Origin of the sequence: Pseudomonas sp. ICMP 8385 (assembly GCF_002699915.1) — a bacterium.
In the GTDB taxonomy this organism is placed as follows: domain Bacteria; phylum Pseudomonadota; class Gammaproteobacteria; order Pseudomonadales; family Pseudomonadaceae; genus Aquipseudomonas; species Aquipseudomonas gessardii.
This window is the reverse complement of sequence record NZ_LKBY01000102.1, coordinates 188405-210418: the sequence shown is the minus strand read 5'-3', so window position 1 is coordinate 210418 and position 22014 is coordinate 188405. Positions and strand designations below refer to the sequence as shown.

The following is a 22014-nucleotide window of genomic DNA, read 5'->3' as shown; positions in this document are numbered from 1 at the left end:
ACCCGCGTGGACAAGCGGATCGCTGAGATATGAAGACCGAGCGCTTACTCAGTTGCGCCACGTTTTGCTTTTAGGCGAGTGACGTTCGCTCCTGTCTGGTTCGCGAATTCGTGTGGAGTGACATGCTCCTGCCCATTGGCCTCCAGGTACCGGCTCCACCAGTTCATGATCAGCCTGCGCTCCTCAATAAACTCGGCCTTGTGGATGTAAGCGGCACGGACGTTGTTGCGCTCCTTGTGGCTCATCTGCCGTTCAATGGCTGTCTCCGACCACAATCCTGACTCGATCAGTGCGCTGCAGGCCATCGAACGAAACCCATGCCCGCAGATATCGGTTTTGGTGTCGTATCCCATCGTCCGAAGCGCGTTGTTCACGGTATTTTCGGACATGGGCTTCCAGGGTTTGGCATCCCCTGCGAAGACCAATGCGAATTTGCCTGTGAGTGCATGGATTTTTTCGAGTAGCGCCACTGCTTGCGGCGATAAGGGTACTAAATGGATATCCCCAGCCATCTTCGTACCCCTTGTTGAAAAGGGTACTCCCTCCAACGCGGGTCGAGTGTCCGGTATCTCCCAGGTGCCGCGCTTGAGGTCGAACTCGCTCCAGCGTGCGAAACGCAGTTCGCTGGATCGTACAAACACATGCAGTGACAGCATCACCGTCAGACGGGTAAGTGCCCGGCCTTTATAGGTGTCGATCCGCTCCTGCAGTTCCGGCAGTCGCGATAAGGGTAGAGCGGGGCGATGGATCACCCGCGGGGCCTTGATCGAGCCTTCGAGGTCGTAAGCAGGGTTTATGGTGATAAGCCGGAGGCGCTTTGCCTCGCGCATGATGCTCTGCAGGTAGTTTTGTACCCTTAAAGCAACGTCGATCGTTCCGCGCTTCTTGATCGCTTCCAAGGGCTGCATAAGGTCATGGGTGTCGAGATCAACAATGGCGCTTGCGCCGATCAGCGGGAATACGTGGGTTTTGAGGCGGCTCATCACTGTCTTGGAATGGCCTGGTGCCCACTTGGCCGACATTTCCGTGTGCCAGTCCAGCGCAACGCTTTCAAAGGTTCTGCCTTTGATCACGGCTTCCGCCTTGGCTTGGTGCTTGGTCTCTATGGGATCAATGCCATCCGCCAGCATTCGCTTGACCTCCAAGCGCTTGCGACGCGCATCGGCGAGGCCAATGACGGGGTAGTTGCCGAACGAGGTCAGTCCTTCCCGTCCGTCGGGTTTGACGTAACGGAGCCGCCAGCCTTTACGGCCATTAGGTTGGACTAGGAGGTAGAGGCCATCGCCGTCGAAAAGCTTGTAGGCGCGGTCTGTAGGTTTTGCCAAGCGGCAAGCTGCGTCGGAGAGCGGAGCTGTGGTGCGCGACATAAGGGTACTCCCTTTTATCGAAGTGACCTGTATCCCAAACTCTACCCTTAAAACGGTTGGAATCCACCAGTTTCTGACGGAAACCGATGGAACGCCAAAACGAAAAAACCCGCCAGAAGGCGGGTTTTTCGGGGGTTCTAGAGATTTTGAAAGCCTTCTCTGGAACCTTGTATGGTGCCGGCACCAGGAGTCGAACCCGGGACCTACTGATTACAAGAACCATGCTCACAGCATGTAAATCAATAGGTTACGCCATTCTCTGGTACGTGATGGGCTCGCGGAAAGCCAGAAACCATGCAGTCTCTGGCCGTGTTGGTACGCGGGAATCAGTCGGCGGAAGGGGATACGCGGGGAAGGCTGAAGTCGTAGATATCGAGCATGGCTTCGTCGCGGTGGCCGCTGGCGTCTTGCTTCTGCTTGCGGTCGCCAGGTGTGTCGGTGATACCGCGACGCTTGAGGTCGTGCAACGCGAAGCGCTGCTCCTCGCTCAGGACGCCCTCCTTGATCGCTCTGGTGATGAAGCGCTGCCAGGTGCTGTCCAGACTGCTCTTCTGCAGCTGCCCGCCGTGTGCCGCCACGATAATGAAGCGACGCTCTGCTGCGGCTGGAATAGGGTAGGACTGACTGACCCAAACGCGGCGCCTGTACGCTTTGGCTCCTTCCCAGGCAGCCCTGAGCCGAGGCGTCCAGCACACCACGTTGTCACGGCTGCCCTTGCGCCTGTTCGTCTGGACTCCGTCTTCCAGCTCATTCGCATCGGTGAGGGTGACTGTCTCGATGCCGCGCAGGCGGCACAGGTAGGCCAGCTCCATCACGTAGCCCAGGTAGGCCGGGCATGCCCCCGGCTGCCCTCGCGTGAGCTGCCCCATTGCGTGCGCCCTTGTGATCAGTTCCCCCATGACCTTTGGGTTCGGCAGGCGGCGCTGCTTGCGCTCGGCCGGCGCTTCGATGCCCAGTGCAACATTGATTTCCAGGTAGCCGCGGTTGCGGCCCCACTGCATGACTCGTCTCAAGTATCGAAGGACATGCGCTGCCTTGGACGGCGTCCCCTCGTCGGCGATCTGGTCGACCAGGCGTTGCACTAGAGCAGAGGTAAACTTGCGCACTGAAAGTTCGCCGAGTGGCTTCTGCAGTTTGGTCGGGATAGCCAGCAGCACGTCGCGGGAGTACTCATAATCGTCGCGGGTTTTCTTTGCGAGCCTCTTGCATTGAGCGCTTGCGTGAAACTCCTTGCACAGGTGATAGAGGCTTTCCCGGTCGACCCCCTTTCTTTCCTCCATGATCCGGTGCAGGTCACTGAGGGTGGCGGTGCGGCCGGCAATGTTCATGCGCTTGCGGTTGCCGCCTTCGTCTCGCCAGGAGGTGTACCAGGTGCCCTCCCAACGATGATCAAAAAAAACGGCCGCCGGAATGGCGGCCTGGTCAATGTGCGGGGGGATGTTGGGATTGTGCTTCCTGGATCGCCTCATAGAATCTCGACGCCGTATTGTTCCTGGTTACCGGCTTTCAGGCCGCCGGCCTGGTTGATCAGCTCCACGGTGGTCCAGGGACCGGTGCGGCCCCGGAAAATGCGGATGCCCTGCTCGTGCAGGGTCCGCTCCACGTCTGCCCGTCGGGCATATCCGGTAATGCGCTTGAGGTCGTCGAATGTCAGCACACGGGAGACTTCGCTCATGGCTGGGCCTCCAGTGTACTGCCGACGGCCTGTGGCCACCGCCGAGAATCGTAGCTCCGGCCTTCTCGCCGCACGTCGTTACCCATGCTCCCTCCCTAGCCATTCGTGGCGGCGACGCCACTGGTTGCGCATTTCCTCGATCAGCCGGGTGACGGCCTGCTCGCCGCGCTTCTTGAGGTGGGTTTCTTTCAGCTCGGCCACCTTCTCCGGCGTGGTGTTCCCACGCCGGAGCCAGTACCTAGCCTCGCATTCCAGCATGTGCTGGCGTTCGTCCTGGTCAGCCATGGTAGATGGCCACCCCATGCGAAAGCTCCACCACAGTCATCCGGTCGGCTCTGGCCAGGAGGGCCAAGGCGTTGTGGACAGCACGCCAATCGCTCGGCGTACTGCTGGTGTGGATGATTGGCCGCTCAGGCTTGGTAAAGCGCAGGTGTCCGCCGTTGGTGTAAAGGACTGACCAGCCGTTGCCCTGGGCGTACTGGAGCAGCGGCAGCAGGCGTTTAAAGCGACCACAGCGGCGGCCGCCCTGGACCATCAGACGGCGGCTCATGGCGCATTCCTCGCGCCGCAGTTGGGGCAATCCTCGAAGCGTTGGCGGTCACTGAGGAAGCGGCCGCAGCCGTCGCAGTTGAGTCGGTCGCTGTAGCGCTGGGAGCGCGGGCGCTTAAGCTTGGGCAGCTTGAGGCCGACCGAGCGCAGTGCTTGCTTGTGGTCGAGCATGGAGGCCAGCACAACCGGCCGGCTGTGCTGGTCGATGTAGCCTTTCGGCCATGGCAAATAGCCGCGCCCGGTGAAGCCCGCCGCATGCTCCAGGCTCCAGGTGCTGGCGTCCGTCAGGTTGGACGTGGGGCCAATGCCCAGCGCCATCCAGATCAGGCAGTTGCCGTCCCATGCCTGTTTGTAGGCGACGTAGATGCGGTCGTCCGCCGGCGCAGCGGCCAGCGCCTGTTCCGCTGGCACGTCCAGGTACTGATGATCGACGCCGACCTGTGCCCGGGTGCGGACGTACTCCACCGGCCAGGGTAGGTCGGTTTCGCGGCACTCGTACTGCTTGACTGCGGACTCGCGTTTGAACTGCTCGGCCTCGTCCAGGTTCGAGGTGTAGCCGCCGCCCTCGCGCCAGAACATCGCCCGGCTGCCGACGTTGCTGCGGCTGTCCTGCAGGTAGAAGAGGTCAGACATTGGCCACCTCCATGTCGGCGCAGAAAGCTCGCCACTTGGCGGCGTCTTCATGCAGAGAAACTTCAGCCTCTAGCCGCGCCTTCTCTCGAAGAGCCCGGTTCATCCGCCACTCGCATGGTTCAACCAGATACTGGACGACGCGCTCGTCATCGCCGCACTGGTTCAGGCAGTCGCACGGTTCAGCCATGGGCCACCTCCTGATAGTCGATATCGAAGAAGCCCAGTTGGCCCTTGTATGGGAGAAACGGCAGGGGCTTGGCGTCGGCCAGCCCGAAGCCGAACTTGCCGAAGAACCAGGGCGACAGGCAGTCGTCGCAGCAGCCGGTGACTGTGGCCTGGCCGACGATGCCGCCGCGCTCCAGGTCGTTGAAGTGCGGGATGGTGATGCCCTGGTCGAGGGCGAAGAAGTAGGCGTCGTTGTATTCGGCGCTGGTCATGCCCTTGGCGGCGTGGATCAGCACCGTTCCGCGGAAGCGGGTCAGCCAGCTACGGTTTTCGATGTCCTTGTGACCGTTGACGATCAGCCAGGCCCAAGGCTGACGGATGCTCAGTGCTTTCATGCTGCACCTCCGAAGCGGGCCTTGGCCTCGATGCAGGTTTCGGTGCGTGTGTGGCAGATGCCGCAGTTTGTGCAGTGCGCACTGTCGCTGGTGTTGGTGGCCAGCTCGCCGGGGTGTGTGAAGCGTGAGCAGCCGTAGCCGAGTCCGTCACGTTGCTGCTCCTGGATCATGCTGGGGGCCAACCCGATCTTGCGTGCCAGCGACTCGGCCGCCTGGATCGGGCCGGTGGTGCAGCTTGCGGTTGCCTTGTGGCCATTGGCTTTGGCGATATAGGTGCCGGTGCTCTGGCGGACGCTGATGGTGATGGGCGAGGTGTTATCAGTTTGCATGGCGGCTGCCTCCCTGGGCTTTCTTGGCGGCGATGTTGTCCATGTAGCTGGCCCACTCTTCGCGCTTGAGTTGTTGGCGGGTGCGGCTGCAGGCGGCGTGCTTGCGGGTGGATCGAGCCTTGCCGCAGATGTCGCAGATGCTGGGCAGGTCCAGGCGGTGGCTGGCCATGGCTGGGCGCTCACGCATGGGGCACCTCCTTGGTCGAGAACTCGACGAGCCATTGGCGGGCACCGCCCTCCGGCACCTCGCCGTTACGGTCGCCGTTATTGGTGTCGTACAGGGTGTGGCTGATGAACACGTCGACGGCCCCCAGCGTGTGGAACCACTTGGCCACGGCGGTGGAATCGTTGAAATTGGCGTCCCAGATATAGAGTGCGGCCGTCCAGCAGTTGTCGCTGCGCCACATAGCCGCACACTCGCCCAACGAGCCGGCAGTCGGACACCTACCACCAGTCATTTGCTCTTGAATCTGCTCGCAAGTGATCGGTGCTGGGTCTCGCTTGGCGTCAGTCGGCGCATGCTGCGCATTAGGCTGAGGGACCACCAGCATCGGCCAGTCCTCGGGCTGCTGGAGTAATTCCTCGATCAGCTTGAGCTGCTCCTGGGCGCCGGTGACGTAGGCCGGGTCGAAGCCGTTGGGCACGCGCGGGCGACAGCCGGCCAGCCAGATGACTTTTTGGCAGGCGTCGAGCTCGCGGTGGATCTTCTGCAGTTGTTCAACTGACACAAGACGCAGGTCGGCGGCTGCCGTGGTAGCCTTATCGGCGCTGACTTCTTGGGGGTTCACTTGCATGGTGCTTCTCCTTGGGGTTGGTCGGTCTCGGAGGGTTGCCGCCCTCCGGGGCCATCTTTTATGCCGCCACGTAACCGGCGGCGGTCTTACTCAGCAGGCCGGCTTCGGCTGCCTTCTGCATCAGCCTGGTGGCTCTGTCGCTGCCTATCCGCAGACCCTTGGCGACCTGACGTACTGCCACCTTCGTTCCTCTTTCCGTACTGGCTATGAGCTGCAGCAAATCGGTCGGCAGCCCTTCGCTGGCTGTTGGTACCTGCTCCGTTTTCTGGCGTTCCTGTTGCTGTTCCTCGGTCCGTTCCTGTTCCGCTGCTACTGGTACCGGGGCGCGTTCTTGCGCGGGTGCTGGACGTAGGGCGGAAAGGATCAGGGCCGGCACAATCTCCAGCGCAGTGGCGAAGCCGAGGCAGAGCAGGGTGGCCAGTTCAAGCGGCAGGCCAGCGGCCTTGGCTGGTAGGGCCAGTAGGGCAGTGAGCTCTTGCGACGCCTGGTCCCGACGCACCTGAGCGCGCTCCCGTTCTGCGTCGATGCGTGCCATGGCGGCTGTCTCCAGCTCCAGGGCCCGGGTGACCATGCCTCGCTCGCGCAGTGCGTTGGCCTGCTGGTGGACGGCGGCCGTATCGCTGTCGAGCTGCCCGATGCGGGCGGCGTCTGCGTCGCGCTGCTCCACCAGGTCTATCTGGCGTTGTTCCTGGTGGGCCTGGTGCTCGGCGCGGCTGTTGATGATCGAGGACATGAGCCGGTCGTAAGTGGCCCAGCCGGAGACGGCGCCCAGGGCCAGCGCGCAGGCCATCATCAGCAGCGCGCAAAGGGTTCGACGAACGACCAGCAGGCCGAGGGCCAGCGGCCAGGCGACATACTTGAACAGGTCCAGGACAACCGCGGCCGAGGCGAACAGAACGGCGAGCAGGGTGTTGTCGATCAGCGCTGCGATGGCCAGAGCCACCGACGTGGCGGTCACCCCCGCCAGTGCGGCGACCATGGCGAGTAGCGGCCAGCGGTGGTGTTGTTGAAAGTGGTGCATGGTGCTTCTCCTTGGGGATAGGCCCTACCAAGTTGCCGCTCGGCGGGGCCCTCTTGTTTCGAGGCTTAGCCCCAGGCGCGTTTCAGGTGCGACCAAATTTCGTCGCCGTTCTCGATGTACTGGTGCACTTCCTGCTCCGGCCGCCGGTCCAGGCGGAGTACGGCGAGGCAGTCGTCCCAGAGGGCACTGTCGAGCCCGCGCAGATCGGTAAGCGAAAAGGGGAATGCGCTGCCGTTGTAGAGGCCCAGCAAGAAGCGTCCGACGATGCGGCTCTGCCCGGTGCAGCGTTGGGCTACTGGCAGCAGTCGCTGGAGGGCTTCAACGCCGGCGATGCGGACGTATGGGCGTTCTGCCTCTTCCACCGCTAAGCGGTTCAGGTCATCCCGGATACGGTCTTGTGCGGTGCTCATGCGCGCTCTCCCAACTTGGCCACGCGGGCGGCCTCGTATTCGCTTGGCAGAATCTCCACAGCGCCGGTGATCCAGCCGGCCGTTGGTTTGCCGGCTGCGACGTTGGCTTCGTGCTGGGCCTGGTTGATATCGAAACCGAGGCAGAAATAGGCCATTTCCTGGTGCTCAAACTTGATACCTCCGCCGAGCATCAGGTTGCCGGTGTTCACATTCAGCCTGTCCCAGTAGCCATGGGTGTTCAGGCGAGGCGGGCAGTGTTCCTTCCATAACTCGCGCAGGCGCTCGTGCTCGGCTCGAATAGCTGCACGCTGCTCCTTGGTGATGCCCTTGGGTGGTACTGCCTGTTGGCGGAGGCTGCGGTAGCCGTAGTCGTCAGGACGGCACCAGTGGACGTCCAGATCGCGGCTGGCGGACAGCTTCACGCCGCCGGCGAAGAGCGAAGTGATGTCGCGCATCGGGGCGATAGCACCGCCGAACAGCTCGCCCAGCTTGGCCAACTGCTCATTCAGCAGGTCTTTCGCCTGGTAGAACTCCCGGACGATGGCCACCACCTCTGGGGCTTCGGACTTGTAGAAGTAGTTCGACATGGTTGTCCCCTCAGTTAGCCACGACGGCGTGGATGGTCAGGTTGCCCGGCAGGCGGCGCTGCAGACCCTGCAAAAGCGCAATCTGTTCTTCGCTGCATTCGTCGATGCAGATGACATTGGCGCCTTGGCCCGCGAGCCACCTTACCGAGTGCGCCAATGCGTCCGGCGTGCAGTGGCGGCCTACCAGAATCTCTTGCTCGCTTTGCCCGTCGGCCTTGGCGATCTGGCGCAGGCGGATGGTCTTGCCGGTGGCGGGTGCGCCGCGTTCTACGTTCAGTTGCATGGTGCTTCTCCTTGGGTTGGTTGCCCGGACGTTGCCGCGTCCGGGCGTTGGGGTTAGTGCAGGGCCACGGCCAGCAGGGACGGGGCGTAGTAGCCGGCCAGCGCGAGGGCCAGCAAGGTCAGGCCGCTAATGACCAGGGTGAGCAGCGTGTCGCCGCGGTTGCTGTAGAAGTGGTCGTTGTCGTCTTGCATGGTGCTTCTCCTTGGGGTTGATGCCGGCGTTGCCGCGCCGGCGGGGTTATACGAGCTGGAACAGCCAGCAGCGAACCGTCCTTGCCGCGCCGTGGGTGTCGACGGCGATGACTGAGTTGATCGGTTTGTTGGTTTCCAGGAACTTGGGTGACTTGCTGGTCTTGAGCACGCGCTTTAGCTCGCTCAGGTTCGGCAGTTGCTGGCGCTTGTTGGCCGCCGTCTCGACGAACTCGTTGAGGTTGACGGCGAAGAAGGCCGACTTGCGGGAGTGGTTCAGCTTGCCGCCGGGCTCGGCCAGAGGGCCGTTGAGGAACTCGACCATGTCCCAGAACTCACGCACGAGTGGGTGGTCGGCGTTGATGGCCTCCTGACGTTCCTGGGCCATGCGTTCCACCTCGGCATGCACCAGGGCGGCACGTTCGTCGCTAAGCGGTACGACCAGCTGCAGGGCGTCCACCAGGCTGCGCAGTTGTGCGTGGTTCTTGGCGATACGCACAGTGCGGATGCCCGGCAGCGCCAGGAGCTGCTGCTCGTAGCTGGAGGTGCGCTCGTCCAGCAGCTTGAGGACCTTAGCCTCGGGCTGCAGCGCCTTGATGATGAAGCCGCTGAGCTGCTCCACCGGCATGCGTTCCAGGCGCTCGGCGAAGAGCTTGGTTTCCGGTGTCTGGTGCTCGCGGGTCAGATGCACATGGCCCAGGCGCTGGAGGATCGGCTCGGAGGCGTTGACGGCGTTGTTCTGCGCGATCAGCAGAGCGCCACGGAACGGTGGTTCGCGGGTGTCGTTACCGTTGTTCTTCACACCGGTGGACCGCACGCTGCGGCCGTTGTAGGCGGTCTTGAGCTCGTCCCAGTCGAAGTGCTTCACCGGGGCGCCTTCCTTCTGTTCGCGCTCGGACTCGATCAGCACGACCGGCAGGTTGCCGACCTGGGCGAAGTTCCGCGCGCGGCTGGCTGGGGTGGCCTTGGACGGGTCGAAGCCCTCGTATTCGATGCGGCCGGTGAGTTTCCAGAGCAGCTCCACCAGCGTGGTCTTGCCGGAGCCGGCTTCGCCGATCAGCTCCAGAAACAGGTAGGACTTGTGCAACTGGCGGATTTGCTCGGCATACAGGGCGCCCAACCACCAGGTAAGCACGATCACGCCGCGCACGCCAAAGCACCGCCAGAACAGCTCGAACCACTCTTCGTCGTAGTCGGCCAGGTCGGCGTTGATGTGCAGGATAGGGGACAGGCTCTGCGATTTGATGCTCAGGGACCCTACGTCGAAGAAGTCCTCTACGTTGAGCTTGTGCACCTTGCCGCCGGCGATGGCCAGGTCGTTGAACACGTAGACACCGTGTTCGCGGGTGTAGCCGATCCAGTCGATGGTGTTGACGGTCTTGAGGTTGTCGAGCTGGAAGCCGAGCATGCGCTCCAACTGCTGCGGAGTGCCGGTGAACATAGCCCCGTTGCACTCGTTGAGCAGGCGTTTTTTGAACTCTGGTGCGGCAGTTATCTGCGAAGCGGTGAAGGTTGTCTTGATTGCTCGGGTGTCTGGTCGATCCACGCGGAAGTAGTACCAGGCCTCTTGGGTCACGTCGTTGCGCATGTAGTACAGCGCCTGGAAAGCGCAATTAGCGATGCGCACCACGGAGGTACTTTGACGCAGGGCCTTGTCCCGACGTTGCTTGTCGCTGAGCAACTGATCTTCCTGGCGATCAGAGCCTTCCAGCTCGCGGGCGGCGCGCTCGTACTTCTCCAGGTCCAGGTGGAACCAATACAGGCGGGAGCGGTACGTAAAGTGGAATTCCTTGCGCTCGTCCCACTCGTACATGAGCAGGCCCTTTTCCTCGGCCGAGTCGGCCAGCAGCAGGGCGCCTTGGTGGCGGGCCTCGTCGAGGTCTTGCTCGATGCGCTTGGCGCGCTCGTCGTCGCCCTCGATGAAGGCCCAGCGCTGATGCAGGTCATTCCAGTCGGCCTTCTTGGCGCCGCGCTGCGGGATAACAGCGGCGTCGCACTTGAAGCCCAGGGCGCGGGCCTCCTTGGCCCAGCGGCGCATGTTGGCCTTAGCCACCGGCTCGTTGTCCAGCGCCCAGACCAGGTGCGGCAGGCGCTTGTCCGCTTCCTGGCAGGCCTTCTTGAGGGCGCGGATTGATTCCTCGGGGAAAGGGGCACTGCTCATCATAGAGACGGCGGGGATGCCCTGGTGCAGCAGGGCGATGGCGTCGAAGATGCCCTCAACAATGAATAGCTCGTCGACGTCGACCAGGGTGAGCGAAGGCGGGCACCACCAAACGCCCTTGTAGCTCTCGCCCGGTTTGAAACGGGCTTTCTGTTTGCCGAAGCGCTCGGGGCGGTCGATCAGCCTTTCCCAATAGCCGCCCTTGTCCAGGGCGAAGCGCACGGTGGCGCTGCCGGCGCCGATGTCGCGGCTCCAGTAGTTTTCCTGGGTGAACCAGCCGTCAATGAGCTCAAGGCGGAAGCCCCGGGCAAACTGAAGGTAGGCGCGTGCGGTGGCGGTTGGTTCATCGGCGGTGGCCGGCGCCTGCTCGCTCCAGTCGTTGAACAGGTCGCTATAAAGGTCCTTGACATGGACACGGTGGTTGCACGCTTCTGGCCGGCCGCAGATCAGCATCCAGGGCGAGTCGTGGAAGGTGTATAGGGTGTTTTTTCCGCACTTGTGCGATGGGCATTTGCCTTTGCGCATGTAGTTGGTGCCAGCCATATGCTTGAGGCCGAAGTCGGACTCGATACGGCGGAGCACCTCGCCCCTGAGTTTCTCTTGCATCGTCATGGAACTGCCTTAATGGTTGGCGGCAAGGGCGGCTTGCAGCGCGCCGATGGTGCGTTTGTGGCCGGCGAGGGCCGGGTAGTCGTCGAGGATGCGGTTGCTGCGCAGGCCAGCCGGCACGGTGCGGTAGCGGTCGTCATACCAGTGCTCGGTCATGCTCCGGCGCAGCTCGGCGCGCAGGCTGCTGAGCAGCGCTTCAGCCCAGGGTTTGGGCAGGTCCAGCTGGATCGCAACGGCGTTTTGCATGGCGCGTCCTCGGATTACGGATGCAACTTCCCCAAACCCACGGGAGTGGGGCAGGGTGTTTGTGGGTTAGCGTGGGGCCGGGTTGGCCAGGTCTTGCAGGAAGCTATGCAGCCTGTTTGAGCTCGGCACCTGAACGATCTTGTTGGCGCGGCGGTCGTGGAAAACGCAAAAGTCCGGGCCGCTGGCCATGTCTATGCCGATCCAGCGGCGGCCCTTGGGCAAACGCTCGGTCATGGCCAGGTGGACGAGGCGGTCGGCCATGAACACGGGCACGTCCCACACGTCGACCAGGTGGTTGACGGCGCGGTCGAACAGACTGTCGTCGTGCAGGTGTTCCTGCTGGTGGCGCTCGATGAAGGCAGCGGCGTTGCGCTGCATGCCGGTGCGGTAGTCGTTTAGTTGCGTGGCTGTGGGCTGGGCGAGTTCCATGGCTTAGGCCTCCAGGATCGCGAGCATGTCGAGTTGGTTGGTTTTCTCAGCGCTGTCACGGATGGCTTGCATGCGCTTTACCGAGGGGGCAACCGGGAGACGAACCCGGGGGCGGTCCAGGCCCGAGGTGGTTAGTTCGTACTCCCACGACAGGGAGCCGCCATAGGTGGCGCCGCATCCCAGGTTGGTGCACTCGCCATACATGGTCTTGAAGATGGGTGTTTGCTCTTCCGAATTGCGGATACGCATCCGGCTGCCGCATGCCGGGCACAGACATTTGTAACCGCCGCCGTGATTGGTGCTCATGAACTCTCCCCGCCGCGAGTGCGGCATTGGCCGAAGCCGAAAAATGCGACGCTTCGTGCGCCTACTACTGTTCCTGATTGCCCGGGATTTTCCGGTGCAACGTGATAACGGCCCCCACCTCGGCATGCCTGGCGGCAATGTGCGCACGGTGGGCAGCGATGATGTCGGCGAGCTCGGCCTCTTCTAGGCGGCCATCGGCCAATGCCTTGGCAATGATCTGGTCGACCCGGCCCTCGGCTACGTCGGTGACCAGGGAGCGCTGGTAGAGGTCCAGGTTGTCGAGCGGGGTGTCCTCCGGCATGGGGACGAAAACGCCGCCGTAGAGGCCTGACAGGTAGTCGGGTAGGAAGCTGGTGCCGGCGACGCGCTCTAACTGGCGGACCTGCTCGTCGGTCAGCGGCCGGTGGCCGGTGTTCTCGTACAGCTTGTTATCGAACTGTTTGAGGTCCAGCCCCAAGTGGGCGGCAGCGCACTCACGGCCACCAGGAAAGGCGGCGACGGCGGACATTACGGCCTTGCGGCGGCTATCAAGAATCGGGCGTTTCATGTTCTCGTTTCCCCCCTGAGCCGGCCGCACTACTGTGCGACCGTGCCCTCCTTGATGCCGAGCAGGACGGCGGCGCGATGAGACTCTCCGCGCAGACACTTCTTCTGGCCATTGAGCACGGCGTAGACGGTGGAGGGGGACAGGCTGTTTTCCTCAGCCCATTCCTTGGCACTGAGTCCCTGCTTGCTGATCAGGGTCCGTGCCTTTTCTAGCGCTTGCTCGGTGGGGTATCCGTTCGGCATAGTCTCGTTTCGTGTGATTTCGTGTGATGACGGGCGAAGTATTTCCCTCAATTGTGGGAATGTCAACTGCCAATGGAGACGTTTGTGGGAATTGGGGAACGCCTGAAAGAAGAGCGCGAGCGGCTAGGCCTGAGCCAAACTGATTTCGCGGCGCTGGCTGGCGCCTCAAAAAACTCTCAGTACAACTACGAGAAAGGCGAGCGGAGCCCTGATGCGGCGTATCTGGCAGCCGTAGCAGGTGTTGGCCTAGACGTCCTTTATGTCGTCACCGGTGAGCGCGTCCCGAAATCCGCTGGCAGCATCAGCGCCCGGGAAGCCGCGTTGCTGGGTCACTTTCGGCAACTGCCCGAGGGCGAGCAGGCCAACCTGGTGCGGACGGCATCCGCGCTGGCCGCGACCCTCGATTACTAGCGAGGCGCTGCGATGCCCCTGCACTTGGATGAAGACCCCGACTTCGGCGCTCGCCTGCAGGAAGAGCGCGAGCGCATTGGGTTAGAGGTTCACGAGCTCGGCCACCTGGCCGGCAAGCCCGTCAATATCCAGAAGCGCTACGAGAAGGGTACCTCCACCATCCCTATCCGCTATCTGCAGGCTATCGCCCTGCGCACGGACATTTCCGTCCAGTACATACTGACCGGCAAGCGCGGAGGCGCTGCCTTTGATTCCCTACCGCTCAAGGAGTGACGCAATGACCCTAACTGCCTGTAAAGACTGCTCAGCGCAGATTTCCACCGATGCTAAGGCATGCCCCCAGTGCGGCGCGCACAACTCGGCTGCCTTCAAGGGCGCGCGGATCGGCGGGCTGATCTACCTGGGGTTGTTCGCCCTGGCCTTCTGGTGGATATGGGGCTTGATGACCCCCTCGACGAAGGGCCAGGCGGTGACCGAGGCGGACTTCGGCGCGGCCTGGCCGCTGACGGTGCCGGCGGCTGAGTTGCTGTGCGAAGGCTCACCGCCGGCAGCACTGGCGAAGGTGGACGGCAAGCTGTACGCGCTGAACGGCAGCGCTCGCACAGCTGCTGCAGAGAAAGGCTGGCTGGATGGCGCGGCGCTGACCAAACCTAACCCAGAAGTCCCAGGAATCCCGATGGATGTCAGCCCTCTGGTGGAGCGCGCCCAGGCGTTGTGCAAGCGCTGAGTGGTACGCCTCGACCTGGAGCCCGGCCCTAGCGTCGGGCTTTTTTGTGACCTTATGTAGCCAAAGGTCCTATCCGTGCGAGCGGCGGCATACCTGTCGTTATGGTCAATGTTCATTGCCATTAACGGAGTATGCCGATGAGTTGCGAGGTAGCTGTTGCGGATGCGGTACAAGAGATTGACGTAGCGTCGGCGCCTGAGCTTGACGCTCTGATGCCAGATGAGTGGATGATGATTCGGCTCTACCGTGGCCTTGGTGAACACGACCAAGCCTGGGTGAGGCGGGTGCTCTCGGCGTTAGCCGCGCGATCAGTACCCGATTGATTCAAGAAGGCCCCTTTACGGGGTCTTTTGTTTTTCCTGCATCCGCTTCCACTCTCGATCTAGGGCACGCTTGGCAGCTGCTTTGCTCTGGTAAAGGTGGGTGAGCCGGCGGGGCTTGGTTTGGTCGCCCTCGGTGACCTTATGCTGCTGGCCGGTCTTCTCGTCGCGGTACCAGGTTACGAGGCCGGTGTAGTCGCTGTCGTCGTCGGCCAGGCTGGCCAGGTCGTCGCCCTCTGGTAGTTGCGACTCCAGCTCCATGGATGTCGTGAGGCTGTCGGGCGTGAAGCTGTGGCGCAGGTTACCGCCGAGCCAGATGATGGCAGCGATTTCGGCCTTGATACCGGTGAGGCTGTAGGTCTGGTCTGGGATCAGCTCTGGTCGGCCCCTGGCCAGGGTATAGCTGAGCGTGGCGGTACCGCGCTGCAGGCGGTTCCACTCGGCGCGGGCGGCCTGCAGGGCGCTGGCCTGGTCGGTGAAGCTGTGGCGCAGCTCCTTGATGTTCTCGCCGCCACCGGTGATAGCTTCTTTTTTCTCGGCGCTGTTGACCTCGTAGTAGTAGGCCTTGACGCCGGTATAGGCGTCGCGGTCGGCCTGCAGGAAGCGGTGCTGATCGCCGTCTGCCCTGGTGAGGGTGACGTGGGGCAGGGCAAGGCCGCTGGCGGTGGTGGCCTTGCCGGTGGGCAGGAACAGCAGGCGGTCGGCCTTCACGGTGGCGATGGCGTCATGCTCTCGGCCGAGGCGGCTGAGCAGGTTGGCGTCTGACTCATTGGCCTGGTCCAGGTGCAGCAACTCGATGCCGGCGAGCACAGCGCTGACCACGGGGGTAAGGCCCTGAGCGGTGGCGATGGCGCCGATGACCGTGCCCAGGGTAGTGGCGTCGAAGCTGCGCTCTTTCTTGGCCTTGAGGCCGCCGCGTAGGTCCGCGCTGCGGGCGCGGATGCTGAGTATGTCCGGTGCGCCGCTGTGCTCGGTTTCGTCCACGGTGAAGCTGCCCTTGTCGATAAGGCCGGTGTCATCCCAGCCCAGCCAGAGGCGCACGGTGGCGCCCCGAGGAGGGATGGCGAGCAGGCCGTCGTGGTCGCTGAGGGTGATGTCGAGCTGATCGGCCTCCAGACCGCGGTTGTCGGTAAGTTCGATGCTGACCAGGCGTGGCTGCTGCCCGCCGAGCAACAGGGCGGTGATGTCGTTGCCGTTGACCACCACCTTGCAGATGGGCCGCGGGTAGGCGGTGAGCTCGCGGTACTTCTGGGTAGCTTGGCCGAGCAGCTCGCCGGCCTGGTTCAGCAGGCTCACAGCAGGCCCCCGAGGGCACCGCGCAGGATGCCGCCGACTGAGCCGATGAGACTGCCGAGCATGTCGATGCGCCCGTCGTCGATGCGCTTGAGGCTGATGGTGAACTCGTAGCGGCGCGGTGTGCCGTCCTCGAAAAAGACCTGCTGAGTCTCGCTGATCGAGGTGATAACCCAAGTGCCGTAGATGCGGCCGGTGCCGCCGATTAGGGGCCAGGCCTTGCCGGTGTCGGCCATCTTGCGCAGCACGTCAAGGCTGAGGGGCGAGCCGACCAGGCCGGGCAGCAGGGTGCCGGGTAGCGTGATGGTGTCCTCGCCGCGGCCCAGGAACTGGCTGGCAGGGTTGGTACCGATGCGGCTGGTGGAGGAGTGGCGCCATTCGGTGGTGCGCTGGAGCTCCTGGTAGGCGAGCGTGGGCAGTCCGAAAACGAACATGCCGAGGGTCATCATCATGGTGTGTTACTCCTGGTCGCCCAGGCGCGAGCGGATGCGGGCGGCTTTGGCGCGCTCGCGTTCGTCCAGCAGCTGGTTGAGCATGTTGCGCAGCCCGTCAGTGTCGGTGCCCGGGGTGGCGCTGATTTTGATTTCGATGGTGTCGCCCTGGACAACGATGCCGCTGCCCGCGTTGGCCGACAGCGGAGGGCGGTTGTCCATGGCGATGGCGCCGCCGGCAGCCCCGAAGCCAATGGCGCCGGTTGCGGCCATTTGCTTACCCATGTTGTTAACGGCAGTCAGCGGTCCTTGCTGGTTGTTTGTCAGCCCCTGCTCGAGTCCGGCCATGGTGTAGCCGCCCAACTCGGCGAATACGCGCGACGGCGAGTGGATGCCGAGCTTCTCCTTGAACCAGGTAATGCTGCTGTCGGCGGCGCCTGTGATGGCATCTTTCACGGCGGCCAGGCCATTGGTGATGCCTTGCACCATGCCCTGCATGAGCATGGTGCCGAACTCGCTGAATTTGCCGGGCATCTCGACGCCGAAGTAGTTCATCACGCCGGCGAAAGCGCGATAGAACAGGCCCAGCGGGGAGAAGTTGAGGATCAGCGCGGCGATGCCGGCGAAGCCGCCGTTGAAGCCTTCCTTCACCTCTGCCCACAGGCCCAGGAAATAGGCCTTGATGGGGTCCCAATATTTGTAGATCAGGTAGGCGGCGGTGGCGATGGCCATCACGGCTAGGCCGATGGGATTCATCATCAGCGCGCGGCCGAGCAAGAGCACGGTCTTGCCGGCCCACAGCAGGGCGCTACCAAGGCCTTTCAGGGCGGTGACGGCGCCGAGGCTCTTAATGCCGAAGAAGGTGAGTGCGTAGCGGGCCATGGCGAAGGGGCCGAGGAAGCTGGCCATCATCAAAGTTACGCCGCCGCCGATGGCCAGCAGCATGGCCAGGCCTCCCGCGGTCTTGACGAGGGCGGCCGTGAGGCCGGGGTTTTCCTTGACCCAGTTCTTGACGCTGACGGCGAGCTCGCCGAAACCGTTGATGAGTTCCTTGAGCTCGGGCGCGATGGTCGCGCCGATCTCGCTCATGGCGTTGGTCCAGCTGCCTTCTGCTGCCTCAATGGTGTTGGTGAGGGTGCCGAGCTGCTCTTTTACGCGAGTCTGCAGGTCGGCTTGGTCGCGCATCTTGTCGGCGACTTCCTGGTAGCCGGCCAGCCCCTTGTTCATCAGGGTGTTGACCACCTGTAGTGTCTCGGAGTCGTCGCCAAACAGCTCCTTCATCACGCTTGTGCGTTGCACACTGGTGAGCTTCTTAAGTTTTTCCAATTGGGCGAAGAGCTGGTCCATGCCGCCGAACTCGCCCTTGCCGTTGGTGAAGTCGAGGTTGAAGCCGGCCTTCATTTCGGCGAGGGCGGCATTGGCTTTGGTGAAGCGCTTCTCGTCCACTCCGGACTGGAACACTTTGCGTATGGCGTTGCCTGCGGACTCTCCGGCCATGCCGGTCTGATCCATCATCACCAGCAGCGGTGCCAGGGTGTTGGCCGCCTCGAGGCCTTCCTTCTTGATGATGCCCATGACCGGGCTGAGCTTGGTGAAGCCCTGGAGCATGTTGTTGTCGTCGACGCCCAGGTAGAAGGCCCGCTGGATGGTGTCCATCAGGCCCATCATGTCCTTTTCGCTGGTTCGGGTGGCGTCCTGCATCTTGGCCGCGAACTCGGCGGCCTCGGCCACAGGTTTCTGCAGCTGGACGCCCAGGTAGGCTGCTGCCTCGCCGGTACCGCCCAGGATCGATTGGGCGCTGATGCCCTGACGGCGCAGCATGGTCATCATGTCCTGGAAGTCGGCGGTGCTACCTGGCAGGCGGTCGCCCAGGCCGGTGGCCAAGTCGCTGATCTTCTGGAAGTCGGCCGGGACCTGGCCAGTGCTATCCATCATGGCCACCTTGAGTTGGGTGGCGGCGTTCTCGGCCGGTGCGAATGCGTCCACGATGCCCTTGAGAGGCCTGGAGATAGCGTAGGCAGTACCGAGCCCCGCGGCGCCGCCGGCGGCCATGCTGCCGGCAAGCTGCTGTGACTTGTCATACTGGGCGCGGGCGTTGGCGAGGCGTTTGGATTGGGCAGCCAAGCGCTGCATGCGCTGGGTCTGCTCGCTGATCTGCTGATTGGTACTGGCGATGCGGTCGCGGAGCTCGCGCTCGCCCTGCACGAGATTGCGCGTGCTGATCCCAGCGGCGCTGAGCTTGTTGCGCAACCCCTGCAGCTCGGCCTGCTGTCCCTGGTGCTGTTTCTTGAGATTGGAGGCGGCGCGGATTGCGGCTTGCATGTCCGCCGTCATCTGCTTGGTCGGCGCGCCGGTGGCGGCCATCTGGCGGCCGAGTTCCTTCACTCGATCACGCGCGCCCTGGAGTGCGGTTTCGGTGTTGGCGCTGATGGCGCGCAGGCGCTGCCAGCTGCTGACATCATTCTGCGTTGCCTGCAGTTGCTTGAGCTGGTCGCGGGACTCCTTGAGTGCACGACCGAGGCCGACGCTTCCTTGCATCACTGCACGGATGGGGCGGGTGGCGCGGTCGATAGCCTGGAGGATCACCTCCATTCTCAGATCATTGGCCATCGCTCTTCTCCCAGCGGCTTCTGGCCCGCTCGCGCCATTCCATCAGTTCTGACAGGGGCAACGGGTCCAAGTCCGCCGGCCCCCAGTGAAAGACCATGGCCAGGTCGGCCATGGCGTCCTCTACGCGACGAGGACAGCTTCCTTCGCCGACTTCTGCAGCAAAAAACTTGCAACAGCCAGCCCGCACTGGAACAGGTCCGCCGGGTCCATGCGGCCGACCTCGATGTCGGTGAGGCTGGGCGTGCTGATGCGCGGGAGTACCTTGCGCAGGGCGAGCACATCCATCTGTGCTAGGTCGGACAGAGTCACGCCGCGCAGTTCGCCGCTCATGGGCTTGCGCAGTGTTACCTGCTCGATCTTCTGATCGCCGCGGATGATCGGGGTGTCGAGGTCGATGACTTCCTCGTTGGGGTTCTTGGTTGGGGCCGGTGCAGCCGCTGCAGCGGTGGTGCTGTCGTCGTGCTTGGCTTCTGGGGTCTGCATGAGGTGGTGCTCCTTGGTTCAGGGGGAATGCCGGCATTGGCGCCGGCGACTAGCGGATTAGAGGCCGATGTTCTTGCGGTGCGCGGCAAGCAGGTCTTCGCCGTCGACGATGAACACGAGGTTCAGGAGGTCGATTTCGATGATGACCTCGCTGTCGACGGTGAGCCTGTAGTAGGTGCAGGTGGTGTTGATCTGGTGCTCGGTGTCTTCGCCCGGGGTGGACTCACCGAAGTCGATCTCTTCATGCCGGCCGCGCACGAAGATTTCCACGGAGCTAGTGCGGCCGTCGTCTTCGCGCTGGACCGAGCCGGCGAAGCGCAGAGCAACGCCATCGGCACGAACCGCGCCGAACTGGCGCAGGGCGAGCAGGTCCCAGCCGCCTAGGGTCCACGCGAGGACGATGCCGTCGTCGCCGAAGCCGAGGTCAACCTTGACCGGGCCGTCCATGCCTCCGCCGCGATAGGCCTCCATCTTGCGGGCCAGCTTGGGCAGAGTGACGGTCTTGGCGATGCCGCCGTAGACGTTACCGTCGTTGAACAGGTTGAAGTGCTTGAGCTTCTTGGCTAGGGCCATGGTATGGCGCTCCTACAGCGCAGCCGGGGCCGCGCGGGTGAATGGGATCAGGCCTTGACGCTCTCGGCGAAGGTCATGAGGTAGCGGTCGGTGATGCGCTGGCGGAACAGCAGGTTTTCCAGCGGCGGGACCGGGGTGTAGTCGTAGTCGAGGAACAGCTTGCCGGCCTTGAGAGTGGTGGCGTCGTTGGCAGCCGGGTCGAACCAGCACTGTCCGTCGATGAGGTAGCCGCCGGTTCTCAGCTCGCGGAACTTGGCGTTCACGCCTTCAATGATGTCTTTGACCAGGCTGGCGTGCATGGGCTTGTCCACAGCCCAGAAGTGGGCCTCGGCCATGGTGTCGGCCAGCACCTGGGCGGTGCGGGTGTAGTTCTCGAAAGCGAACAGCGGGTCGGCGCTGGTGGTTCGGTTGCCCCAGAAGCGGAAGCCTTCGCGACGGATCAGGGTGGTGACCTCGGCTGCGTTGAGCAGGCCGGCGTCGGTGGCGGGGTTCTGCAGGTCCCAGAAGATGTCCTTGGACAGACCCGACACACCGTTGACCGGCACGTTGGACAGGGTTTTGTGCCAGCCGACTTGCTCGTCTATCTTGGCGCGCAGGCCCAGGGCGCGAGCGACGGCCGAGGCCGGGGTATTGGTACTGGTGGCGGTGTCCCAGTTGACGAAGTCCGGCCAGATGAGCATGAGCTCGCGGGAGCCGAAGCCGTCACGATAGGCGATGGCTTCGGAGACGTTCTCGCAGTCCCAGGCGCTGGCGTAGGAGAAGGCACGCATCTGCTCGGCAATGGCCGCCAGTTCGGTTGTGACGGCGAGGTTGTCCAGGCCCGGCACACCCAGGATGCGAGGACGCACGCCGAGCTGCACTTCGGCCGCCAGCAGGGCCTTGAGGCCGGTGTACTGACCCTGGGCTGTGACGCCGCCGATGATCTTGGTGGTTTGGTTCGCTTCCTTGGCGGCATCGTCAGCGCCTTCGCCGTCGGCCACGCGCACCACGACGGTGACGGGGCTGGCCTGATCAGCGATGGCGTCCAGGCTACGGGCCAGGGTGCCCAACTCGCCGGCTTTGCCGGAGGCGGTGAGCACGTCTGTGAGCAGAACCGGGGTGTTGAGTGGGAAGGTAGCCGCATCGGCGTCGCTGCCGGTGCAGACCATGCCCACCACGGCGGTGGCAATAGTGCGAATGGGACGTACGCCCCCGTTGATTTCGAGGACGCGAACGCCGTGATGGTAGTCGGTTGCCATTGGGCAGCTCCTGGTGGGCGTGATGCCGTTTCAGTGAGCCTTGAGAGTGACGCGCGCGCGCAAGCGGGGCGAGCAGCGGGCGGTGTAACGGGGCGCGCTACAGCACGCGCAAGGAAAAGCCCTGGCTTGGGGGTCTTGTTTCAGATGGGGGAGATCAGCGGGCGTTGTTGCCGATGCCGGCGACAGTCGTGCAAAAAAGGCCGATGACTGCGGTGGAGATGGTGCGAATGGGGCGGGTGCCGTCGTTGAGTTCGATGACCCGCACGCCGTGGAGATAGTCTGAACCGGCCATGGGTGGTTGCCTGCGCTGTGAAGGAATGAAAGTGCACAGGCTGCCGCGCGCGCGCCGATTGGGCGAGCGCGCGGGCTTGTAGTCGCAACGCTTACAAGTTCTTGGCAGCGACCCAATCTGGTATTACTGGCCGGAATTGTCTGTCTGGAAAATGTTCCGCGAGGGGCCAGACTCGCAGGTCCAAGCGATAACGCTGCAACTGCTGGTACTGTTCAGTTGTGAGCGTTGTAGCCTGTTGAAGCTCTAACTCGTCACGATGGCGCACAACCAAACCGTCGGTATTTGCCAGCGCTGAGTCGCGCCAAATTCGCTCGCGTCGCTCAAGCTCTACGTCACTGGGTGGCGGTGGATCAACAGCAACAGGCTCTCCCTTTGAATTGGCCTGAATGACTTTACCTTGGGACTGTGCGACTAGGAGCGCCAGGTACTTGTCTTGGGGCAAGTCCCGCAGTTCGGCTTTAGGGGGCAGCGAGCATTTAGGGTTCGGCACTTCAATTAGAGGCGGAACCGCGTCAGGGTCGGGGATGCTAATCAGTGGAGCCTCTGCGCCTTCTTCATCATCGTCACCAGGAGCCCAATCGGGATCAGCAACCTTGATTTCTGGTTGTTTCCACTTGGGATCAGCTACCTGGATAGTCCGGGGACCGTGAACCTCATCGGTATAGAACCCGACGCTTTTTGAGTGAAAATACGCGCTCAT

34 protein-coding genes are annotated in these 22014 nt (G+C 63.1%); 3 read left to right on the top strand and 31 right to left on the bottom strand.

Annotation, left to right across the window (positions count from 1 at the left end; all coding sequences use genetic code 11):
* Positions 1 to 44: 44 nt before the first annotated feature.
* From AO268_RS16690 to AO268_RS16590, 22 genes are all read right to left on the bottom strand, one after another.
* Positions 45 to 1367: a tyrosine-type recombinase/integrase gene (locus AO268_RS16690; protein WP_099169303.1), complete on the bottom strand. Its 1323-nt coding sequence runs from the start codon at positions 1365 to 1367 to the stop codon at positions 45 to 47.
* A gap of 326 nt (positions 1368 to 1693) precedes the next feature.
* A complete protein-coding gene (locus AO268_RS16685) occupies positions 1694 to 2836 on the bottom strand; it encodes a site-specific integrase (RefSeq protein WP_099169302.1) in 1143 nt (380 codons plus the stop codon).
* Complete coding sequence (locus AO268_RS16680; protein ID WP_099169301.1) at positions 2833 to 3042, bottom strand: hypothetical protein; 210 nt, start codon at positions 3040 to 3042, stop codon at positions 2833 to 2835. The genes AO268_RS16685 and AO268_RS16680 overlap by 4 nt, the downstream gene beginning before the upstream one ends.
* Positions 3043 to 3120: 78 nt before the next feature.
* On the bottom strand, positions 3121 to 3327 hold the full coding sequence (locus tag AO268_RS16675; protein WP_099169300.1) for a DUF7696 family protein: 207 nt from the start codon (positions 3325 to 3327) through the stop codon (positions 3121 to 3123).
* Positions 3320 to 3592: a hypothetical protein gene (locus AO268_RS16670; protein ID WP_019817889.1), complete on the bottom strand. Its 273-nt coding sequence runs from the start codon at positions 3590 to 3592 to the stop codon at positions 3320 to 3322. The genes AO268_RS16675 and AO268_RS16670 overlap by 8 nt, the downstream gene beginning before the upstream one ends.
* Positions 3589 to 4224: a hypothetical protein gene (locus tag AO268_RS16665; RefSeq protein ID WP_099169299.1), complete on the bottom strand. Its 636-nt coding sequence runs from the start codon at positions 4222 to 4224 to the stop codon at positions 3589 to 3591. Before AO268_RS16665 ends, AO268_RS16670 begins: the two co-directional genes overlap by 4 nt.
* On the bottom strand, positions 4217 to 4411 hold the full coding sequence (locus tag AO268_RS16660; RefSeq protein ID WP_099169298.1) for a hypothetical protein: 195 nt from the start codon (positions 4409 to 4411) through the stop codon (positions 4217 to 4219). Before AO268_RS16660 ends, AO268_RS16665 begins: the two co-directional genes overlap by 8 nt.
* Complete coding sequence (locus tag AO268_RS16655) at positions 4404 to 4784, bottom strand: ASCH domain-containing protein (protein ID WP_099169297.1); 381 nt, start codon at positions 4782 to 4784, stop codon at positions 4404 to 4406. Before AO268_RS16655 ends, AO268_RS16660 begins: the two co-directional genes overlap by 8 nt.
* Positions 4781 to 5113: a hypothetical protein gene (locus AO268_RS16650; RefSeq protein ID WP_099169296.1), complete on the bottom strand. Its 333-nt coding sequence runs from the start codon at positions 5111 to 5113 to the stop codon at positions 4781 to 4783. The genes AO268_RS16655 and AO268_RS16650 overlap by 4 nt, the downstream gene beginning before the upstream one ends.
* Positions 5103 to 5300, bottom strand: coding sequence for a hypothetical protein (locus AO268_RS16645; RefSeq protein WP_099169295.1), 198 nt, complete (start codon positions 5298 to 5300; stop codon positions 5103 to 5105). Before AO268_RS16645 ends, AO268_RS16650 begins: the two co-directional genes overlap by 11 nt.
* Positions 5293 to 5907, bottom strand: coding sequence for a hypothetical protein (locus AO268_RS16640; RefSeq protein ID WP_099169294.1), 615 nt, complete (start codon positions 5905 to 5907; stop codon positions 5293 to 5295). Before AO268_RS16640 ends, AO268_RS16645 begins: the two co-directional genes overlap by 8 nt.
* A 58-nt stretch (positions 5908 to 5965) precedes the next feature.
* Entirely contained in the window at positions 5966 to 6928 is a 963-nt protein-coding gene (locus tag AO268_RS16635; RefSeq protein ID WP_099169293.1) for a hypothetical protein, read from the bottom strand.
* Between the two features lie 65 nt (positions 6929 to 6993).
* Positions 6994 to 7338 (bottom strand): DUF7673 family protein, encoded by a 345-nt coding sequence (locus AO268_RS16630; RefSeq protein WP_176561381.1) that lies wholly within the window; start codon positions 7336 to 7338, stop codon positions 6994 to 6996.
* Complete coding sequence (locus tag AO268_RS16625; RefSeq protein ID WP_099169292.1) at positions 7335 to 7925, bottom strand: hypothetical protein; 591 nt, start codon at positions 7923 to 7925, stop codon at positions 7335 to 7337. The genes AO268_RS16630 and AO268_RS16625 overlap by 4 nt, the downstream gene beginning before the upstream one ends.
* Before the next feature lie 10 nt (positions 7926 to 7935).
* Positions 7936 to 8208: a hypothetical protein gene (locus AO268_RS16620; RefSeq protein ID WP_099169291.1), complete on the bottom strand. Its 273-nt coding sequence runs from the start codon at positions 8206 to 8208 to the stop codon at positions 7936 to 7938.
* A gap of 53 nt (positions 8209 to 8261) precedes the next feature.
* Positions 8262 to 8399, bottom strand: coding sequence for a hypothetical protein (locus AO268_RS32755; RefSeq protein WP_176561380.1), 138 nt, complete (start codon positions 8397 to 8399; stop codon positions 8262 to 8264).
* A 46-nt stretch (positions 8400 to 8445) separates the two neighbouring features.
* Complete coding sequence (locus AO268_RS16615; protein ID WP_176561384.1) at positions 8446 to 11163, bottom strand: toprim domain-containing protein; 2718 nt, start codon at positions 11161 to 11163, stop codon at positions 8446 to 8448.
* A gap of 15 nt (positions 11164 to 11178) precedes the next feature.
* Positions 11179 to 11412 (bottom strand): hypothetical protein, encoded by a 234-nt coding sequence (locus AO268_RS16610; protein WP_099169289.1) that lies wholly within the window; start codon positions 11410 to 11412, stop codon positions 11179 to 11181.
* 66 nt (positions 11413 to 11478) lie between these two features.
* Positions 11479 to 11841, bottom strand: a complete 363-nt coding sequence (locus AO268_RS16605) for a hypothetical protein (protein ID WP_099169288.1) — start codon at positions 11839 to 11841, stop codon at positions 11479 to 11481.
* A 3-nt stretch (positions 11842 to 11844) separates the two neighbouring features.
* Positions 11845 to 12147, bottom strand: coding sequence for an ogr/Delta-like zinc finger family protein (locus AO268_RS16600; protein ID WP_019817900.1), 303 nt, complete (start codon positions 12145 to 12147; stop codon positions 11845 to 11847).
* 64 nt (positions 12148 to 12211) lie between these two features.
* A complete protein-coding gene (locus AO268_RS16595; protein WP_099169287.1) occupies positions 12212 to 12694 on the bottom strand; it encodes a YmfL family putative regulatory protein in 483 nt (160 codons plus the stop codon).
* A gap of 29 nt (positions 12695 to 12723) precedes the next feature.
* Complete coding sequence (locus AO268_RS16590; RefSeq protein ID WP_099169286.1) at positions 12724 to 12936, bottom strand: DNA-binding protein; 213 nt, start codon at positions 12934 to 12936, stop codon at positions 12724 to 12726.
* Between the two features lie 84 nt (positions 12937 to 13020).
* On the opposite strand from AO268_RS16590, the gene AO268_RS16585 reads away from it, so the two are divergent.
* From AO268_RS16585 to AO268_RS16575, 3 genes are read left to right on the top strand one after another with little or no spacing between them, the layout of a single operon-like run.
* Positions 13021 to 13347 carry a helix-turn-helix domain-containing protein gene (locus tag AO268_RS16585; protein WP_099169285.1) on the top strand — a complete coding sequence of 109 codons (327 nt, stop codon included), beginning with the start codon at positions 13021 to 13023 and terminating at the stop codon, positions 13345 to 13347.
* Positions 13348 to 13359: 12 nt separating this feature from the next.
* A complete protein-coding gene (locus tag AO268_RS16580; RefSeq protein ID WP_099169284.1) occupies positions 13360 to 13620 on the top strand; it encodes a helix-turn-helix domain-containing protein in 261 nt (86 codons plus the stop codon).
* A gap of 4 nt (positions 13621 to 13624) precedes the next feature.
* On the top strand, positions 13625 to 14074 hold the full coding sequence (locus AO268_RS16575; protein ID WP_099169283.1) for a DUF2511 domain-containing protein: 450 nt from the start codon (positions 13625 to 13627) through the stop codon (positions 14072 to 14074).
* Between the two features lie 338 nt (positions 14075 to 14412).
* Here the strand turns inward: AO268_RS16575 and AO268_RS16565 are convergent, their stop codons facing one another.
* The 9 genes from AO268_RS16565 to AO268_RS16530 all read right to left on the bottom strand — a co-directional run bounded on the left by AO268_RS16565 (position 14413) and on the right by AO268_RS16530 (position 22014).
* The gene (locus AO268_RS16565; RefSeq protein ID WP_176561379.1) at positions 14413 to 15690 is read right to left on the bottom strand and encodes a phage late control D family protein; all 1278 of its coding nucleotides are present in this window, start codon (positions 15688 to 15690) and stop codon (positions 14413 to 14415) included.
* Positions 15687 to 16139: a phage tail protein gene (locus AO268_RS16560; RefSeq protein ID WP_010213956.1), complete on the bottom strand. Its 453-nt coding sequence runs from the start codon at positions 16137 to 16139 to the stop codon at positions 15687 to 15689. Before AO268_RS16560 ends, AO268_RS16565 begins: the two co-directional genes overlap by 4 nt.
* A 6-nt stretch (positions 16140 to 16145) precedes the next feature.
* On the bottom strand, positions 16146 to 18728 hold the full coding sequence (locus tag AO268_RS16555) for a phage tail tape measure protein (RefSeq protein ID WP_257154410.1): 2583 nt from the start codon (positions 18726 to 18728) through the stop codon (positions 16146 to 16148).
* Positions 18718 to 18840, bottom strand: a complete 123-nt coding sequence (locus AO268_RS16550; protein WP_010213954.1) for a GpE family phage tail protein — start codon at positions 18838 to 18840, stop codon at positions 18718 to 18720. Before AO268_RS16550 ends, AO268_RS16555 begins: the two co-directional genes overlap by 11 nt.
* Before the next feature lie 8 nt (positions 18841 to 18848).
* Complete coding sequence (locus AO268_RS16545; RefSeq protein WP_099169280.1) at positions 18849 to 19211, bottom strand: phage tail assembly protein; 363 nt, start codon at positions 19209 to 19211, stop codon at positions 18849 to 18851.
* Between the two features lie 57 nt (positions 19212 to 19268).
* Positions 19269 to 19784 carry a phage major tail tube protein gene (locus tag AO268_RS16540; RefSeq protein ID WP_099169279.1) on the bottom strand — a complete coding sequence of 172 codons (516 nt, stop codon included), beginning with the start codon at positions 19782 to 19784 and terminating at the stop codon, positions 19269 to 19271.
* 47 nt (positions 19785 to 19831) lie between these two features.
* The gene (locus AO268_RS16535) at positions 19832 to 21022 is read right to left on the bottom strand and encodes a phage tail sheath protein (protein ID WP_099169278.1); all 1191 of its coding nucleotides are present in this window, start codon (positions 21020 to 21022) and stop codon (positions 19832 to 19834) included.
* Between the two features lie 154 nt (positions 21023 to 21176).
* The gene (locus AO268_RS32750) at positions 21177 to 21314 is read right to left on the bottom strand and encodes a hypothetical protein (RefSeq protein ID WP_176561376.1); all 138 of its coding nucleotides are present in this window, start codon (positions 21312 to 21314) and stop codon (positions 21177 to 21179) included.
* Positions 21315 to 21405: 91 nt separating this feature from the next.
* The gene (locus AO268_RS16530; protein ID WP_257154409.1) at positions 21406 to 22014 is read right to left on the bottom strand and encodes a phage tail protein; all 609 of its coding nucleotides are present in this window, start codon (positions 22012 to 22014) and stop codon (positions 21406 to 21408) included.

Bases quoted from the DNA above. Each gene is read 5' to 3' on its own strand.
- AO268_RS16690 (WP_099169303.1), bottom strand. From the start codon at position 1,367: ATGTCGCGCACCACAGCTCCGCTCTCCGACGCAGCTTGCCGCTTGGCA.
- AO268_RS16685 (WP_099169302.1), bottom strand. From the start codon at position 2,836: ATGAGGCGATCCAGGAAGCACAATCCCAACATCCCCCCGCACATTGAC.
- AO268_RS16680 (WP_099169301.1), bottom strand. From the start codon at position 3,042: ATGAGCGAAGTCTCCCGTGTGCTGACATTCGACGACCTCAAGCGCATT.
- AO268_RS16675 (WP_099169300.1), bottom strand. From the start codon at position 3,327: ATGGCTGACCAGGACGAACGCCAGCACATGCTGGAATGCGAGGCTAGG.
- AO268_RS16670 (WP_019817889.1), bottom strand. From the start codon at position 3,592: ATGAGCCGCCGTCTGATGGTCCAGGGCGGCCGCCGCTGTGGTCGCTTT.
- AO268_RS16665 (WP_099169299.1), bottom strand. From the start codon at position 4,224: ATGTCTGACCTCTTCTACCTGCAGGACAGCCGCAGCAACGTCGGCAGC.
- AO268_RS16660 (WP_099169298.1), bottom strand. From the start codon at position 4,411: ATGGCTGAACCGTGCGACTGCCTGAACCAGTGCGGCGATGACGAGCGC.
- AO268_RS16655 (WP_099169297.1), bottom strand. From the start codon at position 4,784: ATGAAAGCACTGAGCATCCGTCAGCCTTGGGCCTGGCTGATCGTCAAC.
- AO268_RS16650 (WP_099169296.1), bottom strand. From the start codon at position 5,113: ATGCAAACTGATAACACCTCGCCCATCACCATCAGCGTCCGCCAGAGC.
- AO268_RS16645 (WP_099169295.1), bottom strand. From the start codon at position 5,300: ATGCGTGAGCGCCCAGCCATGGCCAGCCACCGCCTGGACCTGCCCAGC.
- AO268_RS16640 (WP_099169294.1), bottom strand. From the start codon at position 5,907: ATGCAAGTGAACCCCCAAGAAGTCAGCGCCGATAAGGCTACCACGGCA.
- AO268_RS16635 (WP_099169293.1), bottom strand. From the start codon at position 6,928: ATGCACCACTTTCAACAACACCACCGCTGGCCGCTACTCGCCATGGTC.
- AO268_RS16630 (WP_176561381.1), bottom strand. From the start codon at position 7,338: ATGAGCACCGCACAAGACCGTATCCGGGATGACCTGAACCGCTTAGCG.
- AO268_RS16625 (WP_099169292.1), bottom strand. From the start codon at position 7,925: ATGTCGAACTACTTCTACAAGTCCGAAGCCCCAGAGGTGGTGGCCATC.
- AO268_RS16620 (WP_099169291.1), bottom strand. From the start codon at position 8,208: ATGCAACTGAACGTAGAACGCGGCGCACCCGCCACCGGCAAGACCATC.
- AO268_RS32755 (WP_176561380.1), bottom strand. From the start codon at position 8,399: ATGCAAGACGACAACGACCACTTCTACAGCAACCGCGGCGACACGCTG.
- AO268_RS16615 (WP_176561384.1), bottom strand. From the start codon at position 11,163: ATGCAAGAGAAACTCAGGGGCGAGGTGCTCCGCCGTATCGAGTCCGAC.
- AO268_RS16610 (WP_099169289.1), bottom strand. From the start codon at position 11,412: ATGCAAAACGCCGTTGCGATCCAGCTGGACCTGCCCAAACCCTGGGCT.
- AO268_RS16605 (WP_099169288.1), bottom strand. From the start codon at position 11,841: ATGGAACTCGCCCAGCCCACAGCCACGCAACTAAACGACTACCGCACC.
- AO268_RS16600 (WP_019817900.1), bottom strand. From the start codon at position 12,147: ATGAGCACCAATCACGGCGGCGGTTACAAATGTCTGTGCCCGGCATGC.
- AO268_RS16595 (WP_099169287.1), bottom strand. From the start codon at position 12,694: ATGAAACGCCCGATTCTTGATAGCCGCCGCAAGGCCGTAATGTCCGCC.
- AO268_RS16590 (WP_099169286.1), bottom strand. From the start codon at position 12,936: ATGCCGAACGGATACCCCACCGAGCAAGCGCTAGAAAAGGCACGGACC.
- AO268_RS16580 (WP_099169284.1), top strand. From the start codon at position 13,360: ATGCCCCTGCACTTGGATGAAGACCCCGACTTCGGCGCTCGCCTGCAG.
- AO268_RS16575 (WP_099169283.1), top strand. From the start codon at position 13,625: ATGACCCTAACTGCCTGTAAAGACTGCTCAGCGCAGATTTCCACCGAT.
- AO268_RS16560 (WP_010213956.1), bottom strand. From the start codon at position 16,139: ATGATGATGACCCTCGGCATGTTCGTTTTCGGACTGCCCACGCTCGCC.
- AO268_RS16555 (WP_257154410.1), bottom strand. From the start codon at position 18,728: ATGGCCAATGATCTGAGAATGGAGGTGATCCTCCAGGCTATCGACCGC.
- AO268_RS16550 (WP_010213954.1), bottom strand. From the start codon at position 18,840: ATGGCCGACCTGGCCATGGTCTTTCACTGGGGGCCGGCGGACTTGGAC.
- AO268_RS16545 (WP_099169280.1), bottom strand. From the start codon at position 19,211: ATGCAGACCCCAGAAGCCAAGCACGACGACAGCACCACCGCTGCAGCG.
- AO268_RS16540 (WP_099169279.1), bottom strand. From the start codon at position 19,784: ATGGCCCTAGCCAAGAAGCTCAAGCACTTCAACCTGTTCAACGACGGT.
- AO268_RS16535 (WP_099169278.1), bottom strand. From the start codon at position 21,022: ATGGCAACCGACTACCATCACGGCGTTCGCGTCCTCGAAATCAACGGG.
- AO268_RS32750 (WP_176561376.1), bottom strand. From the start codon at position 21,314: ATGGCCGGTTCAGACTATCTCCACGGCGTGCGGGTCATCGAACTCAAC.
- AO268_RS16530 (WP_257154409.1), bottom strand. From the start codon at position 22,014: ATGAGCGCGTATTTTCACTCAAAAAGCGTCGGGTTCTATACCGATGAG.